At 63.3% G+C, this 14655-nt stretch carries 15 protein-coding genes; 8 read left to right on the plus strand and 7 right to left on the minus strand.

The window, feature by feature from the left end; translation table 11 throughout:
* On the minus strand, positions 1-413 hold a 413-nt coding region (locus A3764_RS24535; protein WP_201722404.1), incomplete at its 3' end, for a TadE/TadG family type IV pilus assembly protein.
* 222 nt (positions 414-635) lie between these two features.
* Between A3764_RS24535 and A3764_RS05825 the strand changes: the two genes are divergently transcribed.
* The gene (locus A3764_RS05825) at positions 636-1463 is read left to right on the plus strand and encodes a bifunctional allantoicase/(S)-ureidoglycine aminohydrolase (protein WP_067925671.1); all 828 of its coding nucleotides are present in this window, start codon (positions 636-638) and stop codon (positions 1461-1463) included.
* On the opposite strand, the gene bhcR is transcribed toward A3764_RS05825, so the two are convergent.
* Positions 1460-2311 (minus strand): HTH-type transcriptional regulator BhcR, encoded by an 852-nt coding sequence (gene bhcR, locus A3764_RS05830; RefSeq protein WP_067925680.1) that lies wholly within the window; start codon positions 2309-2311, stop codon positions 1460-1462. The two genes, A3764_RS05825 and bhcR, sit on opposite strands and share 4 nt — an antisense overlap.
* Before the next feature lie 170 nt (positions 2312-2481).
* Between bhcR and bhcA the strand changes: the two genes are divergently transcribed.
* From bhcA to A3764_RS05860, 6 genes are all read left to right on the plus strand, one after another.
* Positions 2482-3672, plus strand: a complete 1191-nt coding sequence (gene bhcA / locus A3764_RS05835) for an L-aspartate--glyoxylate aminotransferase BhcA (protein ID WP_067925677.1) — start codon at positions 2482-2484, stop codon at positions 3670-3672.
* The gene (gene bhcB / locus A3764_RS05840; protein ID WP_067925668.1) at positions 3672-4631 is read left to right on the plus strand and encodes a beta-hydroxyaspartate dehydratase BhcB; all 960 of its coding nucleotides are present in this window, start codon (positions 3672-3674) and stop codon (positions 4629-4631) included. The genes bhcA and bhcB overlap by 1 nt, the downstream gene beginning before the upstream one ends.
* 42 nt (positions 4632-4673) lie before the next feature.
* Positions 4674-5837, plus strand: coding sequence for a 3-hydroxy-D-aspartate aldolase BhcC (gene bhcC / locus A3764_RS05845; protein ID WP_067925665.1), 1164 nt, complete (start codon positions 4674-4676; stop codon positions 5835-5837).
* Positions 5838-5922: 85 nt separating this feature from the next.
* Positions 5923-7368, plus strand: a complete 1446-nt coding sequence (locus A3764_RS05850; protein WP_067925662.1) for an NCS1 family nucleobase:cation symporter-1 — start codon at positions 5923-5925, stop codon at positions 7366-7368.
* A 67-nt stretch (positions 7369-7435) separates the two neighbouring features.
* Complete coding sequence (bhcD, locus tag A3764_RS05855) at positions 7436-8401, plus strand: iminosuccinate reductase BhcD (protein ID WP_067951316.1); 966 nt, start codon at positions 7436-7438, stop codon at positions 8399-8401.
* A 66-nt stretch (positions 8402-8467) separates the two neighbouring features.
* Positions 8468-9457, plus strand: coding sequence for a type I glyceraldehyde-3-phosphate dehydrogenase (locus tag A3764_RS05860; RefSeq protein WP_067924015.1), 990 nt, complete (start codon positions 8468-8470; stop codon positions 9455-9457).
* Between the two features lie 41 nt (positions 9458-9498).
* Here the strand turns inward: A3764_RS05860 and A3764_RS05865 are convergent, their stop codons facing one another.
* From A3764_RS05865 to puuE, 4 genes are all read right to left on the minus strand, one after another.
* Positions 9499-10245: a sulfite exporter TauE/SafE family protein gene (locus A3764_RS05865; protein WP_067924012.1), complete on the minus strand. Its 747-nt coding sequence runs from the start codon at positions 10243-10245 to the stop codon at positions 9499-9501.
* A 115-nt stretch (positions 10246-10360) separates the two neighbouring features.
* Positions 10361-11803: a uracil-xanthine permease family protein gene (locus A3764_RS05870; protein ID WP_067923906.1), complete on the minus strand. Its 1443-nt coding sequence runs from the start codon at positions 11801-11803 to the stop codon at positions 10361-10363.
* A 41-nt stretch (positions 11804-11844) separates the two neighbouring features.
* Positions 11845-12339, minus strand: coding sequence for an ureidoglycolate lyase (locus tag A3764_RS05875; protein ID WP_067951318.1), 495 nt, complete (start codon positions 12337-12339; stop codon positions 11845-11847).
* Positions 12336-13748 carry an allantoinase PuuE gene (gene puuE / locus A3764_RS05880; RefSeq protein ID WP_067922807.1) on the minus strand — a complete coding sequence of 471 codons (1413 nt, stop codon included), beginning with the start codon at positions 13746-13748 and terminating at the stop codon, positions 12336-12338. Before puuE ends, A3764_RS05875 begins: the two co-directional genes overlap by 4 nt.
* 150 nt (positions 13749-13898) lie before the next feature.
* On the opposite strand from puuE, the gene uraH reads away from it, so the two are divergent.
* The gene (gene uraH, locus A3764_RS05885) at positions 13899-14252 is read left to right on the plus strand and encodes a hydroxyisourate hydrolase (RefSeq protein ID WP_067922808.1); all 354 of its coding nucleotides are present in this window, start codon (positions 13899-13901) and stop codon (positions 14250-14252) included.
* On the opposite strand, the gene A3764_RS05890 is transcribed toward uraH, so the two are convergent.
* Positions 14237-14655 (minus strand): LysR substrate-binding domain-containing protein (locus A3764_RS05890; protein ID WP_236628060.1); only part of this gene is annotated, 419 nt, incomplete at its 5' end. The genes uraH and A3764_RS05890 overlap by 16 nt on opposite strands.

Here is a 14655-nt window from a genome sequence, read left to right on the forward strand (position 1 = left end):
CTGACACCCACGTCGAGACCTTCGAACACACTGGACATGAAGCTGACCGGCATGAGGTCGGTTGCCGGGGTGCGCAGCCACGTGGTGACAAACCCGTCGGCGACCTCGGACCCGATGGTGATCGAGGCGTCGAGGTAGGCGAGACGGGCGAGGACGTAATCCTCAACCTCTTTCAGGTCCTGCAGCCGACCGAGGGAAAAGGCCCGGTTGCCGTCCTGAATGACGCGCAATATCTGGGATTCATTGAAGAACACCATCGATACATTGATGATGAAGCCAAGCAGAATCATGAACATCGGCAGCCAGATCACCGTTTCGATCGTGGCGCTGCCGTCCTCGTTCCGGCAAAAATGCCGACACTTCGTTGTCCAGCGATGTAACGCCCTGAACTTGGCGGGCTGACCAGTACACATTGTCCGAATCCTTCATGGCGGACTTCAGGCTTCGAACTTCCTTCATGAATCGTTCGAATCTGTGGCGGGATCGCGATGTTTTGAAGGAAGTTCCATCGCAGGGTCGCGACAATCCGGGGCGATTATCAAAAAAATCTGAACACATCTGCTGGGATAGCCGCCGTGGCTTTCCGGGGCGCATCCCCTAGACTCGGGTGTCATGCAATCAAGTGAGGAACCTTCATGTCAGCCCGCTATTATTCCCCGAAGGGTGGCCATCCCGGTCAGGACCAGCTGCTCACGGATCGCGCGATTTTCACGGATGCCTATGCAGTGATCCCGAAAGGAACGATGCGCGATATCGTCACCAGTTTTGTGCCCTTCTGGGAAGATACGCGGCTGTGGGTTCTGGCCCGCCCCCTGAGCGGTTTTGCGGAAACCTTCTCGCAATACATCATGGAGGTCGCCCCCGGCGGCGGGTCGGACCGGGCGGAGACCGATCCGGCGGCACAGGGCGTCCTGTTCATCGTCGAGGGGGTCGCCACGCTCAGCGTCGGGGGGCAGACGCATGAGTTGCAGCCGGGCGGCTATGCCTATCTGCCGCCGCGCTCTGGCTGGACACTGCGCAACGGGGGCGGCGAGATGCTGCGCTTTCATTGGATCCGCAAGGCCTATGTAGAGGTCGAAGGCCTCGATCAGCCCGATGTCGTCATCGCGAACGAGCAGGACATCGCGCCCACGGTGATGCCCGATACCAACGGCGCCTGGGCCACGACGCGGTTCGTCGATCCTGCCGATCTGCGCCATGACATGCATGTCACCATCGTGACCTTCGAGCCGGGTGGCGTCATTCCGTTTCTCGAAACCCATGTGATGGAGCACGGGCTCTACGTGCTCGAAGGCAAGGCGGTCTACCGGCTCAACAACGATTGGGTCGAAGTGGAGGCCGGTGATTACATGTGGCTGCGCGCCTTTTGCCCGCAGGCCTGTTATGCCGGGGGGCCGGGGCGGTTCCGCTACCTGCTCTACAAGGATGTGAACCGCCAGATGCCGTTGCGGCCGCTGACCTAGCCGTCCTGCCGGCTGGGCGCACCGCCGATGGCCGCCGATACACCTTTTGCGGCGGCCACGACGGCGAGGCTGAGGGTCTTCACCTGTTCCGGCCCGATCCGCGACGTGGGGCCCGAGACGGAGATACCGGCAATGGCCTCGCCATGGACATCGAAGATCGGCGCGGCGATGCAGCGCATGCCCAGATTGCGCTCCTGCCCGTCGATGGCGTAGCCGCGTCTGCGGACCTCTTCCAGATCGGCGAGCAGCAGGGCGGGTTCCGTCAGGGTATATTCGGTAAAGCGTTCCAACGGTGCGGCGGCGAGAAGCTTCGCGCGCCGTTCGGCGCCCATTTCGGCCATCAGCGCCTTGCCAATGCCCGAGGCATGGAGCCGCGACAACGTACCGGGGGGAAAGAAGGCGCGGATATTGGCGTGGGTTTCGACCTGGCTGACGAAGAGCACCTGACCGTTCTGTTCGATCCCGAGGTTCGCGGTTTCGCCCGTGTCTTCCATCAGGTGCCGCAGGAAGGGTCGTGCGCGTTCCACCAGGGTGGTGCGTCTGAGAAACCGGGAACCGATGACGAAGGCGCGGGGACCGACATGCCAGACCTGATCGGTCTGGTCGAATTCCACCAGCCCCTTGCCTTCCAGCGTCACGAGCACGCGGTAGACCGTCGCCGGGGACTGGTCGAGTTCATGCGCCAGCACGGTCAATGCCTTGCCGGCGGGCGCCTCGCTCAGAAACTCGAAAATCGCCAGCGCGCGGTCGAGGGACTTGATGGTGTTCTGGGCGGTCTTGTCGTCCCAGTCCCGGGGCCTGCCGCGCGATTTGCGGGCCTCCTGAAAGGTATTCTTCGGCAAAACCATAAGATGCATTCCGAAACAAATGAAAGAGCCTCTCATCATATGAAAAATGTAAGGTGCTGACAATGCGTCATTTTTCCCAGTGCGTGCAAAATGAAAAATAGTTTTAAAAAAGTATCGCCGTTGCGGCGGGGTCGGTAAATTCTCCTCAACATCCAGAGAAGGAGATGATCATGAGCTTTCAGAACCCTGTCTTCATTCCCGGCCCCACCAACATGCCGGAAGCCCTGCGGCAGGCCTGCGACATGCCGACGATCGATCACCGCTCGCCCGTTTTCGGTAAGATCCTGCATCCCTGCCTCGATGGTGTCCGCACGGTTCTGAAGTCCGACAGCGCCCGCATCTTCATCTTTCCCTCCACCGGGACCGGCGGGTGGGAAACGGCGCTCTCCAACACGCTGAGCAAGGGGGACGGGGTTCTGGCGGCGCGCAACGGTATGTTCAGCCACCGCTGGATCGACATGTGCCAGCGCCATGGTCTGGATGTGCAGATCGTCGAAACCCCCTGGGGACACGGCCTGCCCGCCGACAGATACGAGGAAATCCTGAAGGCCGACAAGGACCACAAGATCAAGGTGGTGCTCGCCACGCATAACGAGACCGCGACCGGCGTGAAATCCGACATCGCCGCCGTACGCCGTGCGCTGGATGCCGCGGGCCATCCGGCCATGCTCTTCGTGGACGGGGTGAGTTCCATCGCCTCGATGGACTTCCGGTTTGACGAATGGGGCGTGGATGTCGCCGTGACCGGCAGCCAGAAGGGGTTCATGCTGCCTGCGGGACTCGCCATTCTGGGGTTTTCCGACAAGGCGATGAAGGCCACCGAAAGCGCCACGCTGCCGCGCACCTTTTTCGACATCCGCGACATGCAGAAAGGCTATGACGCCAACGCCTTCCCCTATACGCCCCCCGTGGGGCTGATGAACGGGCTTAAACTGTCGCTCGACATGCTGCTGACCGAAGGGTTGGAGAACGTCTTTGCCCGCCATCACCGCATCGCCGAAGGGGTGCGCCGCGCCGTGGATGCATGGGGGCTCGACCTCTGCGCCGCCTCGGCTGACGTCTATTCCGACACGGTGAGCGCCGTCCGCACGCCCGAGGGGTTCAATGCAACCGATATCGTGAGTGTCGCGGCAAAGGACTACGGCATGGCCTTCGGCGTCGGGCTGGGCGAGGTCGCGGGCAAGGTGTTCCGCATCGGGCATCTGGGGATGCTGACGGATGCGATGATGCTGTCGGGTCTCGCCACCGCCGAAATGGTGATGGGCGACCTCGGGCTCGAGGTTGAGCTGGGTTCGGGCGTGGCCGCGGCGCAGGATTTCTACCGCCACGGCAACAGCTCCGGCAGGAAGGCGGCGGCGTGATGAGGGACGAGATGTATATCCCCAGCTATCAGGACATGCTGGACGCGCATGAGCGGATCAAGCCCCATATCCGGCGCACCGCGGTCCGGACATCGGCCTATCTCAACGAATTGACCGGGGCCGAGCTGTTCTTCAAATGCGAGAACTTTCAGGAGCCGGGGGCCTTCAAGGTGCGAGGCGCCTCGAACGCGGTGTTCGGGCTGGATGACGAACAGGCCCGGTTGGGCGTAGCGACCCATTCCAGCGGCAACCACGCCTCCTGCCTCAGCTATGCGGCCATGCTGCGGGGCATCCCCTGCAACGTGGTCATGCCGCGCACCGCACCGCAGGCCAAGAAGGATACCGTCGCCCGCTATGGCGGCAAGATCACCGAATGCGAGCCTTCGACGTCATCGCGCGAGGAGACATTCGCCAAGGTGCAGGCGGAAACCGGCGGCGATTTCGTGCATCCCTACAACGATCCGCGCGTGATCGCGGGGCAGGGGACCTGCGCGCGCGAATTCATGGAGCAGACGGACGGGCTCGATATGGTCGTGGCGCCCATCGGCGGGGGGGGCATGATCTCGGGCACCTGCCTGACGCTTTCGAACATGGCGCCAGAGGTGCAGATTATCGCCGCCGAGCCGGAACAGGCGGATGACGCCTATCGCAGCTTCAAGGCGGGGCATATCATTGCTGACGATGCACCCAAGACCATCGCGGACGGGTTGCTCGTGCCGCTCAAGGACCTGACGTGGCACTTTGTTTCGAACCACGTCACGGACATCTTCACCGTCTCCGAAGAGGAGATCATCGATGCGATGAAGCTGTCATGGAAGCACCTGCGCGTGGTGGCCGAGGCGAGTTCCTCGGTGCCGCTGGCGACGATCCTCAAGAACAGGGACCGGTTCGCGGGCAAGCGGGTCGGTGTGATCATTACCGGCGGCAATGTCGACCTCGACAAGCTGCCGTGGATTTGACCGAGGGCATTGGCCCCTCTGAACAACTGGAAGGATAGACAGATGAAAGACGTGAATTTCGATGACCTCGACGTCGGTTTCGACGCCCCCGCCGTGCCGGGGATGGACGAGGCGGACATCCAGACGCCCTGCCTGATCCTCGATCTGGACGCGCTGGAGCGCAACATCAAGAAGATGGGCGACTACGCCAAGGCGCATGGGATGCGCCACCGTGCCCATGGGAAGATGCATAAATCGGTCGACGTGCTGAAGCTGCAGATGGAACTGGGCGGCGCCGTCGGCGTCTGCTGTCAGAAGGTGAGCGAGGCAGAGGTTTTCGCGCGCGAGGGCATCAAGGAGATCCTCGTTTCCAACCAGGTGCGCGACCCGGCCAAAATCGACCGTCTGGCGCAGCTGCCCAAACTGAGCGGCGGCGAAGTCATCGTCTGCGTCGACGATATCGACAACGTCGCGGACCTGTCGGAAGCGGCGCAGAAACACGGCACCGACCTCGGCGTCTTTGTCGAGATCGACTGCGGCGCGGGCCGCTGCGGCGTGACCACCACCGATGCGGTGGTCGAGATCGCCAAGGCCGTGCGCGACGCCGACAACCTGACTTTCCGCGGTATCCAGGCCTATCAGGGCGCGATGCAGCACATCGACAGCTTCGACGAGCGCAAGGCGAAGCTCGACGCCGCGATCAAGCAGGTGAGCGATGCGGTCGAGGCGCTGAAAGCCGAAGGCATCGAGACCGATCTCGTCTCCGGCGGGGGTACGGGCTCTTACTATTTCGAGAGCAATTCAGGTGTTTATAACGAGCTTCAGTGCGGCTCCTACGCTTTCATGGACGCCGATTACGGTCGTATCCTCGACGAGGACGGCAACCGGATCGACGCGGGCGAATGGGAAAACGCTTTCTTCATCCTGACCAGCGTCATGAGCCACGCCAAGGCGGACAAGGCCATCGTCGACGCAGGGCTTAAGGCGCAATCGGTGGATAGCGGTCTGCCCGTGATCCACGGGCGCGACGACGTGGAATACATCAAGTGTTCGGACGAGCACGGCGTCGTTTCCGACCCCAAGGGCGTGCTGAAGGTCAACGACAAGCTGCGCCTGATCCCCGGTCACTGCGACCCGACGGCCAATGTCCATGACTGGTACGTCGGCGTCCGGGGCGGAAAGGTCGAAACGCTGTGGCCGGTGTCGGCCCGGGGCAAGGCCTACTGACGGGCCATCCAAAACGGTCTTTCGGGCGGGGAGGCCCGGAAGACCGCGAGCATCTACCATATCGCTCATCAAGGAGGAGATCGAAATGACCACGATAGACACGCATCACGTCGCCCATGGCGGCACGTTGGATCCCGAAGGCCACAACACGCTGAACCCTGTCGGCCCCGAGGAAAAGACCTGGGGCTGGTTCGCCATCTTCAACATCTGGGCGAATGACGTCCAATCGCTCTTTGGCTATTCGCTGGTGGCATCGCTGTTCATTTCCTTCGGGGTCGGCGGCTGGACCGCCTTTGCGGCGCTCATCACCGCCGGCCTTTTCGTCATGTGGATGGTGAACCTTTCGGGCGCCGCGGGCGAGAAATACGGTATTCCCTATCCCGTCTTTGCCCGCGCGAGCCTTGGCACCCAGGGCGCGAAACTGCCCGCCGTGCTGCGGGCGACGGTCGCCGTTTTCTGGTACGGCGTTCAGGTTTACTTTGCCTCAACCGCGCTGGCGCTGCTGATCCGGTCGCTCACCGGGGCGACAGGCGGGGCCGAGATCCTCGGGCTGACCGGGATTGACTGGCTTTCCTTCGTGATCGTCTGGGCGTTTCATATCTTCATCTTCTGGCGCGGCATGGGCTGGGTGGAAACCTTTCTGAACATTGCCGGGCCCTTCGTCTATTTGGTGATGATCGGTCTTGTCATCGTGCTGTGGCAGCGGGCGGACGGCCAGCTTCTGTCGGCCACGGCGACGATCTTTGCCAACCCCGAAGGCACATTCGCAAACGAGTTCCGGGGCTTCATTGCCATCGTCGGAACCATGGTGGCCTATTTCGCCGCCGTGATGATCAACTTCTCGGACTTCTCGCGCTACGCCAAGGACAAGGCGACGATGAAGCTCGGCAATCTCGCCGGTCTGCCGTTCAACATGATCCTGTTCTCCGCACTGGCGCTGCTGACCACTGCGGGCGCGGCGGTTGTCTTCGGAGAGGCGATCATCAACCCGACCGAGATCGTGGAGCGCACCGACAGCGTACTGCTGGGCGTCATCGCGGCCATCACGTTCTTTGCCGCCACGGTCGGTATCAACCTCGTCGCCAACTTCATTCCGGCGGTCAACGGCATTGCCAACCTCGCGCCCGACCGCATCAGCTTCCGCGCGGCCGGGCTGATCACCTCGGTCTTCGCGCTGGTGATCGGCGGTCTCTGGACCAGCTTCATCAGCCAGTTTGGCATTAGCGGCTTCGTCAACACGCTGGGTGCTACGCTTGCGCCGATCTTCGGGATCATGATCGTCGACTATTACTGGCACCGGAACGAGGAGTTGATCGAAGACGACCTCTACAACATGGAGGGCGGTGCCTATCACTATGAAAACGGCTGGAACACCGCGGCGGTCAAGGCATTCGCCATCGCCGCGATCTTCTCTGTCGCGACCGTCTGGGTGCCGTGGTTCGGCTTCCTTTCGGGCTACAACTGGGTCATCGGTGCGATCCTTGGCGGCGTCATCTACAACGCCATGGCCAGGAACCGCCGCGCGGCCTGATCCCTTCCCGGCGCGCGCCCGCGAGGATGCGCGCCGGTCCCTTTTTTTGCAAAATACCGGAGTTCCCATGCTGATCGTACCCGAACGTGAAATCGCCGATCTGATGACCCCCGAGGCCGCCTTTGACGCGGTGGAGCGGGTCTTTGCCGCCATGGCGGCGGGCGACGCCTACAACTTCCCCGTCGTGCGCGAGGCCATCGGCCATGAAGATGCGCTTTACGGGTTCAAGGGCGGGTTCGACAAGGCGGGGCTGACGCTGGGGCTGAAGGCCGGGGGGTATTGGCCCAACAACCTTGAAAAGCACGATATCATCAATCACCAGTCCACCGTCTTTCTGTTCGATCCCGATACCGGCAAGGCAAAGGCGATGGTGGGGGGTAACCTGCTGACCGCGCTGCGCACGGCGGCCGCATCATCGGTGTCGATCAAGCATCTCGCGCGCAAGGACGCCAAGGTGCTCGGGATGATCGGGGCGGGTCATCAGGCGACCTTCCAGCTGCGCGCGGCGCTCAAGCAGCGCGACTTCGAGAAGGTGATCGGCTGGAACTACCACCCCGACATGCTGCCCAACATCGAGAAGATCGCGACCGAGGCGGGCGTGCCCTTCGAGGCGGTCGAACTTGAGGGGATGCAGGAGGCCGATGTCATCATCTCCATCACCTCGGCCTTCGCGCCTTCGCTGATGGCCGATCATGTCTCGCCCGGCACGCATCTTGCCTGCATGGGAACCGATACCAAGGGCAAGCAGGAGGTCGAGGCCGCCCTGCTGGCGCGCGCAACCGTCTTTACTGACGAGGTCGCGCAATCCATTTCCATCGGCGAGGCGCAGCATGCCGTGGCCGAGGGGCTGATCAAGGAAAGCGATGTGCACCAGATCGGCGCCGTGATCAACGGCACCCACCCGGGCCGCGGATCGGAAGAGGAGATCACCTTTTTCGACGGCACCGGCGTGGGCCTGCAGGATCTCGCCGTCGCTGCCGCCGTGGTGGACCTGGCTGTGGAGCAGGGGATCGCCATCGAGGTCGATTTCTGATGCCTGCCCACCGGTTGGAAGACGGATGGCGGGGCGTTCCGACGCAGCTGGCGTGAGGCGCAGACCATGCGTGTCGTGATCAATGGCTTCGGGCGCATCGGGCGCACCATTCTGCGCCAGATCGTCACCTCGCCCCGGCATTCGGATATCGAAGTCGCCCTGATCAACGACATCGCACCGCTGGAGACCTGCGCCTATCTACTGAAATACGACAGCGCCTTCGGGCCGCTGCCCCTCTCGGTGGAAACGCGCGGGCAGGGGATCGTCATCGGAGGGTCCTTCATTCGCTTCACCACCTCGGGCGACATTTCCGGCGAGGATCTCTCGGGGGTCGATGTGGTGTTGGAATGTACCGGGCGGATCGGCACGCGGGCCCGGGCGGAGCATGGGGTGCAGGCCGGGGCACGGGCGGTCCTGATCTCCGGCCCGTCGGAACATGCGGATGCGACCGTCGTCATGGGCGCGAATGATGCAGCGTTGAAGGACGCCGCGATCGTTTCGAATTCTTCCTGCACCACCAATGCCATCGCGCCGCTGCTCAGGGCGCTGGATGCGGGGCCGGGCATCATCCGTGCCCATGTGACGACGATCCATTGCTACACCGGCAGCCAGCCGATGGTGGACGCGCCGCGCGGCGATCTTGCGCGCAGCCGGGCCGGGGCGGAATCCATGGTGCCCACCACCACGAGTGCCGCCCGTGAAATCGGACAGGTGGTGCCGCGTCTCGGTGCGCGGACCAGCGTGGCCGCCGTGCGCGTGCCGTCCCTCAGCGTGTCGGCCATTGATGCCACGCTGCAACTGGAAACGCCGCTGGATCATGTGGCGGAATATCTGCGGGCGCTGGCCGTGGGGTCCGACGTGATCGGCGCCACCGACGATCCATGCGTGTCGCGGGACATGCGCATGCGCCCGGAATCGCTGGTCCTTGCCCTGCCGGAGACCATGGCGGTCGGGGACAGCCAGATCCGGCTTTTCGGCTGGTACGACAACGAATGGGGCTATTCCGCGCGGATGATCGACATGGCGCGGCGGATGGCCGGCCGGCCAAGGGCATAGGGGGCCTGCGGCTCGCGGTTATGCGGGCCAGTGCCGGTAGATCAGAGCAGGCGCGCGAAGAAGACGATGCTCATCCCGAAGCCGATGGCGGCGATCAGCAGGCGCAGGGCGCGCGGCGGCATCATCCGCGCAAGCGGTGCCCCTGCATAGCCCCCCGCGGTGGAGGCGAGCATCATCACCAGCGCCTGCGGCCATTCGATCAGCCCCGCCAATGCGAAGGTGGCGACCGAAATGCCCGAGAGCGCAAAGGACAGCCCGCTTTTCAGCCCGTTCATCTGGTGCAGGTTCGTCATCCCCCAGAGCGCGAAAAGCGCCAGCAGCACAATGCCCAGCCCGCCGTTGAAATAGCCGCCATAGACGCTGACCAGAAACAGCCCGGCACTGCCCTGCGGCGTGATGCTGCGCGCCCGGGAGGCTGCCCAGTCGCGGATTTGTGCACCGAACAGAAAGACACAGGTGGCGGCCAGCAAGAGGAAGGGCACCACGATGGAAAATGCTTCGTCCGACGAGATGAGCAGCAACAGGCTGCCCGCCAGCCCGCCCGCCAGCGTCACGAGCGTCAGCCGTATCAGCAGCGCGCGGTCAAAGCTGCGCATTTCCGGCAGGAACCCCAGCGCCCCACCCGCGTAGCCGGGGAACACCGCGACCGCGCTGGTCGCATTGGCGGCAACCGGGGGCACGCCGGTAAAGATCAACGCGGGAAGGGTCAGGAAGGTGCCGCCGCCCGCGACCGTGTTCAGGGCACCCGCGCCGAAGGCGGCGACCATAAGTATAATAATATCAATCATCTTGCGCTCACAAACGAAAGGCGCAGGCCAAGCGGGGCCCGCGCCTTGATTTCCGCGCCCATGCTGCGCAAAAGCCGCGCCGGACGCAATGCCGTTTCTTGTCGGCGGCCGCCCGTCAGGCGCGGTTGTCCTTGACCAGGGCGCCCTTGGCATGGCCGGACATGCCGCCAGAGACTTCTTCTGTTGCCTCGCCGGCCAGTTCCTCGGGCAGGATCAGGTTCAGCACGATCGCGATGAAGGCCGCCGGCAGAAGGCCCGAGGTCATGAGGATGCGCAGCGTGTCGGGCAGGCCCTGCACGGCGTCAGGTTCCAGCTGCAGCCCCAGCCCGATGCTGAGCGAAATCGCGAAGATCACCATGTTGCGCCGGTTCCAGACCACGTCCGACAGCATCGAGATGCCCGCCGCCACCACCATGCCGAACATGACGATCACGCCCCCGCCCAGCACCTCGATCGGGACCGTGCGGATCACGCCGCCGACCTTCGGGATCAACCCGCTGATGATCAGAAAGATCGCGCCGCAGGTGACGACGTGGCGGCTCATCACGCCGGTCATGGCGATGAGGCCCACATTCTGGCTGAAGGATGTGTTGGGAAAGGCCCCGAAACAACCGGCCAGCGCGGTGCCGATCCCGTCGGCATAGGTCGCGCCCTGAATTTCGGCATCCGTCGCCTCGCGGCCCGCGCCGCCCTTGGTGATGCCCGACACGTCGCCCACGGTTTCCACCGCCGAGACGAAGGCCATCAGGCAAAAGCCGATGACGGCCGCAAGCGATAATTCGAAACCGTACTTGAAAGGCTGCGGCAGGGCGAAGGCGGCGGAATTCGACCATGAGGCGGAAATCGCGTTCACATCGAGAATGCCCACGAAGATCGCATAGACATAGCCCACGATCAGCCCCAGCAACACGGCGGAGACGGAGAGCATGCCGCGCGCGAAGAACTTGAGCGCCAGTGTCACGACGATCACCACCAGCGCCGCGGACCAGTTCAGCATGGAGCCGTATTCCGCCGCGCCCGACATCTTGGCCGGGACACCCCCGGCGGCATACTGGATACCCACATCCACCAGCGCCAGACCGATCATCGTGACCACGAGGCCGGTAACCAGTGGTGGCAGGGCAAAGCGGATCTTTTTGATGAACGTGCCCAGAAAGGCATGGAACAGCCCGCCGATGATCACCCCGGTAAAGAGTGCGGCCAGCGCATCGACCCCTTTGCCCGCAACAAGCGGGATCATGATCGGCAGAAAGGCGAAGGAGGTGCCCTGCACGATGGGCAGCGCCGCGCCCACGGGCCCGATGGTGACGGTCTGCAAAAGCGTCGCGACCCCGGCAAAGAGCATCGACATCTGGATCAGGTACAGCAGCTCCGGAAAGTCGGGGCTGTTGGAGCCGAAGCCGAAACCGGCGGCGCCGGCCACAATGATCGCGGGTGTGACGTTCGACACGAACATCGCCAGCACGTGCTGGATGCCCAGTGGAATGGCGCGGTGCAGCGCGGGGGTATAATTCGGATCGCGCAGTTGTTCCGGTGTTCCGATGGATAAATCGGCCATGGTCTCTCTCCCTCCCTGTTACTTCGTTCCGGGTTTGGCTGTCAGCCCCGCCCGTCTTCGATGATGTATGGTTCTTCGAACCAGTGTTCTTCGAGGTTGGCGCCCTCCCCAATCCGGTCGATCACGGCGAAAAGCCCGGGCTCCGCCAGTGGTGTCAGCACCCCGTGCCATGTGCCCTTGTGAAAATTCACACCCTCCCCCGGTGCGGTGACAAAGGCCTGCGGATCGACCGGCGCGCCGTCCTTGTCGGCGGCGACGATCACCAGAAACGGATCTGCCGACATGGGAATGAAGGCCTGGCTGCCCTCTGGGTGGCGCTCCATCATCTCCAGCGTGTAGGGCAGCGTTTCCCGCTCACCCCGGAAGATGCTGATGCCCGCGCGGCCATCGTTGAAATCGAGCTGCGCACGGTCGTGAAACCGGGCGCATTTCCCCCGGTTGATCATCTTGTCGGGCGTGCCGGAGGCATCCAGAAGGTTCCCGTAGGGCGCGAATGCTTCCCGCGTCAGGGGCCGGGTCTTGAGCGGTTTGGTCATGATGAAAACTTCTCCCTCAGACGCAGTTCGGCGATACGCTCCACCTGTTTGCAGGCTTCGGCGAATTCGGTCTCGCGGTCCTGTCCGATGCGGCGTTCGAATGCGGCCATGATGGAAGCCTTGGTGTTGTCCCGCACGGCGATGATGAAGGGAAAGCCGAATTTGCCGGTATAGGCGTCGTTCAGTTCGGTGAACTTTTGCCGCTCCGCGTCCGTCAGCGCGTCCAACCCGGCTGAGGCCTGCTCCGCCGTGGAGTCAGTCGTCAGCCGTTTGGCCTGCGCCAGTTTGCCCGCCAGATCGGGATGTGCGTTCAACACGGCGAGGCGCTTTTCCTCCTCCGCGCGCCGGAACACCCGCGCCAGGATCTGGTGGATGCCCTGCGCGGTGTCGTGGGTCGGCCCAAGCTCCAGCGCGTATGCGCCTTCGGCCACCCATGGGCTGTGTTCGAACACGCCGCCGAATTCCCTGACGAAAGTATCGCGATCCATCTCTGAGGGGCGTTGCGACCGTGTCGGCGGATGTTCCCGCGCCCAGTGGTCGGCGATCTGTTCACGGGTGGCGAACCACACCCCGTCGTGGGAGCGGACATGGTCGATGAACCGCTGCAATGCCTGCGCGCGGCCCGGGCGGCCCGCCAGGCGACAATGCAGCCCGATGGACATCATCCGGGGCCGGCCTTGCTGGCCTTCGGCATAGAGACAGTCGAAACTGTCCTTCAAATAGTCTTCGAACTGGTTCCCGGTGGTGAAGCCCGCCTGAATCGCAAAGCGCATGTCGTTGCAATCCATCGTGTAGGGCACGATCAGCTGATCCTTCCCGCCGAAGGACAGCCAGTAGGGCAGGTCGTCGGCATAGCTGTCGGCGACATAGGCGAATTGCCCGGTTTCCGCGGCCAGCCGCACGGTGTTGTCGGAGCAGCGCCCGGTATACCAGCCGCGCGGTGGGGTGCCGACCGCTTCGGTGTGCAGGCGGATCGCTTCGGCGATCTGGGCGCGCTCTTCCTCTTCCGGCATGTCCTTGTGTTCGATCCATTTCAGTCCGTGGCTGGCGATTTCCCAGTTCGCGGCCTTCATCGCGGCCAGCTGTTCGGGCGCGCGGGCCAGTGCGGTCGCAACGCCGTAGACGGTGATGGGCAGATCCCCCAGCATCCGGTGCAGCCGCCAGAACCCCGCCCGGGCGCCGTATTCATAAATCGATTCCATGTTCCAGTGCCGCTGGCCGGGCCATGGTTGCGCGCCGGTGATCTCGGACAGGAACGCCTCTGAGGCGGTATCGCCGTGGAGGATGTTGTTCTCGCTGCCCTCTTCGTAATTGAGCACGATCTGCACGGCGATCCTGGCCCCGCCGGGCCAGTTGGCGGCGGGCGGGGTCGCTCCGTATCCGGTCAGGTCTCTGGGGTAGCGGTTCACGGGCCGGTCCTTTCATTGATCCCGCATCTCAATAAACCGAAACAATCGGGATGATTTTCAAGAAAAACACAAAGGAGCATATACTCCGCGCCACTTTGCCCCTTTGGCGGGGCGATGACTATAACGGCGTGACAGTGAAGGAGCCTGACGATGCCCGGATATCTCACCACGCATGTACTCGACACCGCGCGCGGTCTTCCGGCTGCGGGGATGCAGATCGAGCTCTACAGGATCGAAGGCGAGGCGCGCAGGCACCTGAAGACGCTGGTCACGAATGGTGACGGGCGCACGGATGAACATATCCTGCCCGCCGGGAGCTTTGAGCGTGGCGTTTATGAACTGGTGTTCCATGCCGGTCGCTATCTCGATGCGGTGGGCACCCCGCCGGAAGAACCACGGTTTCTGGATGTCATTCCGCTGCGGTTTGGTATGTCCGAGGCTTCGCATTATCATGTGCCGCTTCTGCTGTCGCCTTTCGGCTATGCCACCTATCGGGGCAGCTGAACCTGCCCGGAGCTATCGCGGACCACCTTGCTGATCTTGTCGATGATGAATTCCATGAAGAGGCGCGTCTTGGGATCCTGCCCCCGGCGGTGGGTAAAGAGACAGGCCATCTGGATGGGCTCCGGCGGGGTCGTTTCGGCCACGGTTACCAGCCGGCCCGCCTTCAGGTGGTCGGCCACCTCGAATACCGGCTTCATCGCGATCCCGTGCCCGCCAAGGGCCCAGTCCGTCAGTACGTCACCATCATCGGATTCATAGCGTCCCGCGACGCGGAATTTCCGCGGGCCATCCGCGGTGACCAGCCGCCACTGGAATTCCGTCGCACCGGGGTAGCGCAGGTTCAGGCATTCATGTTTTCCCCCGGTCAGATCGTCGCCCGACGCAGGTTTGCCGTGGGCTTCGA

Origin of the sequence: Sulfitobacter sp. HI0129, assembly GCF_001635395.1 — a bacterium.
Classification (GTDB): domain Bacteria; phylum Pseudomonadota; class Alphaproteobacteria; order Rhodobacterales; family Rhodobacteraceae; genus Sulfitobacter.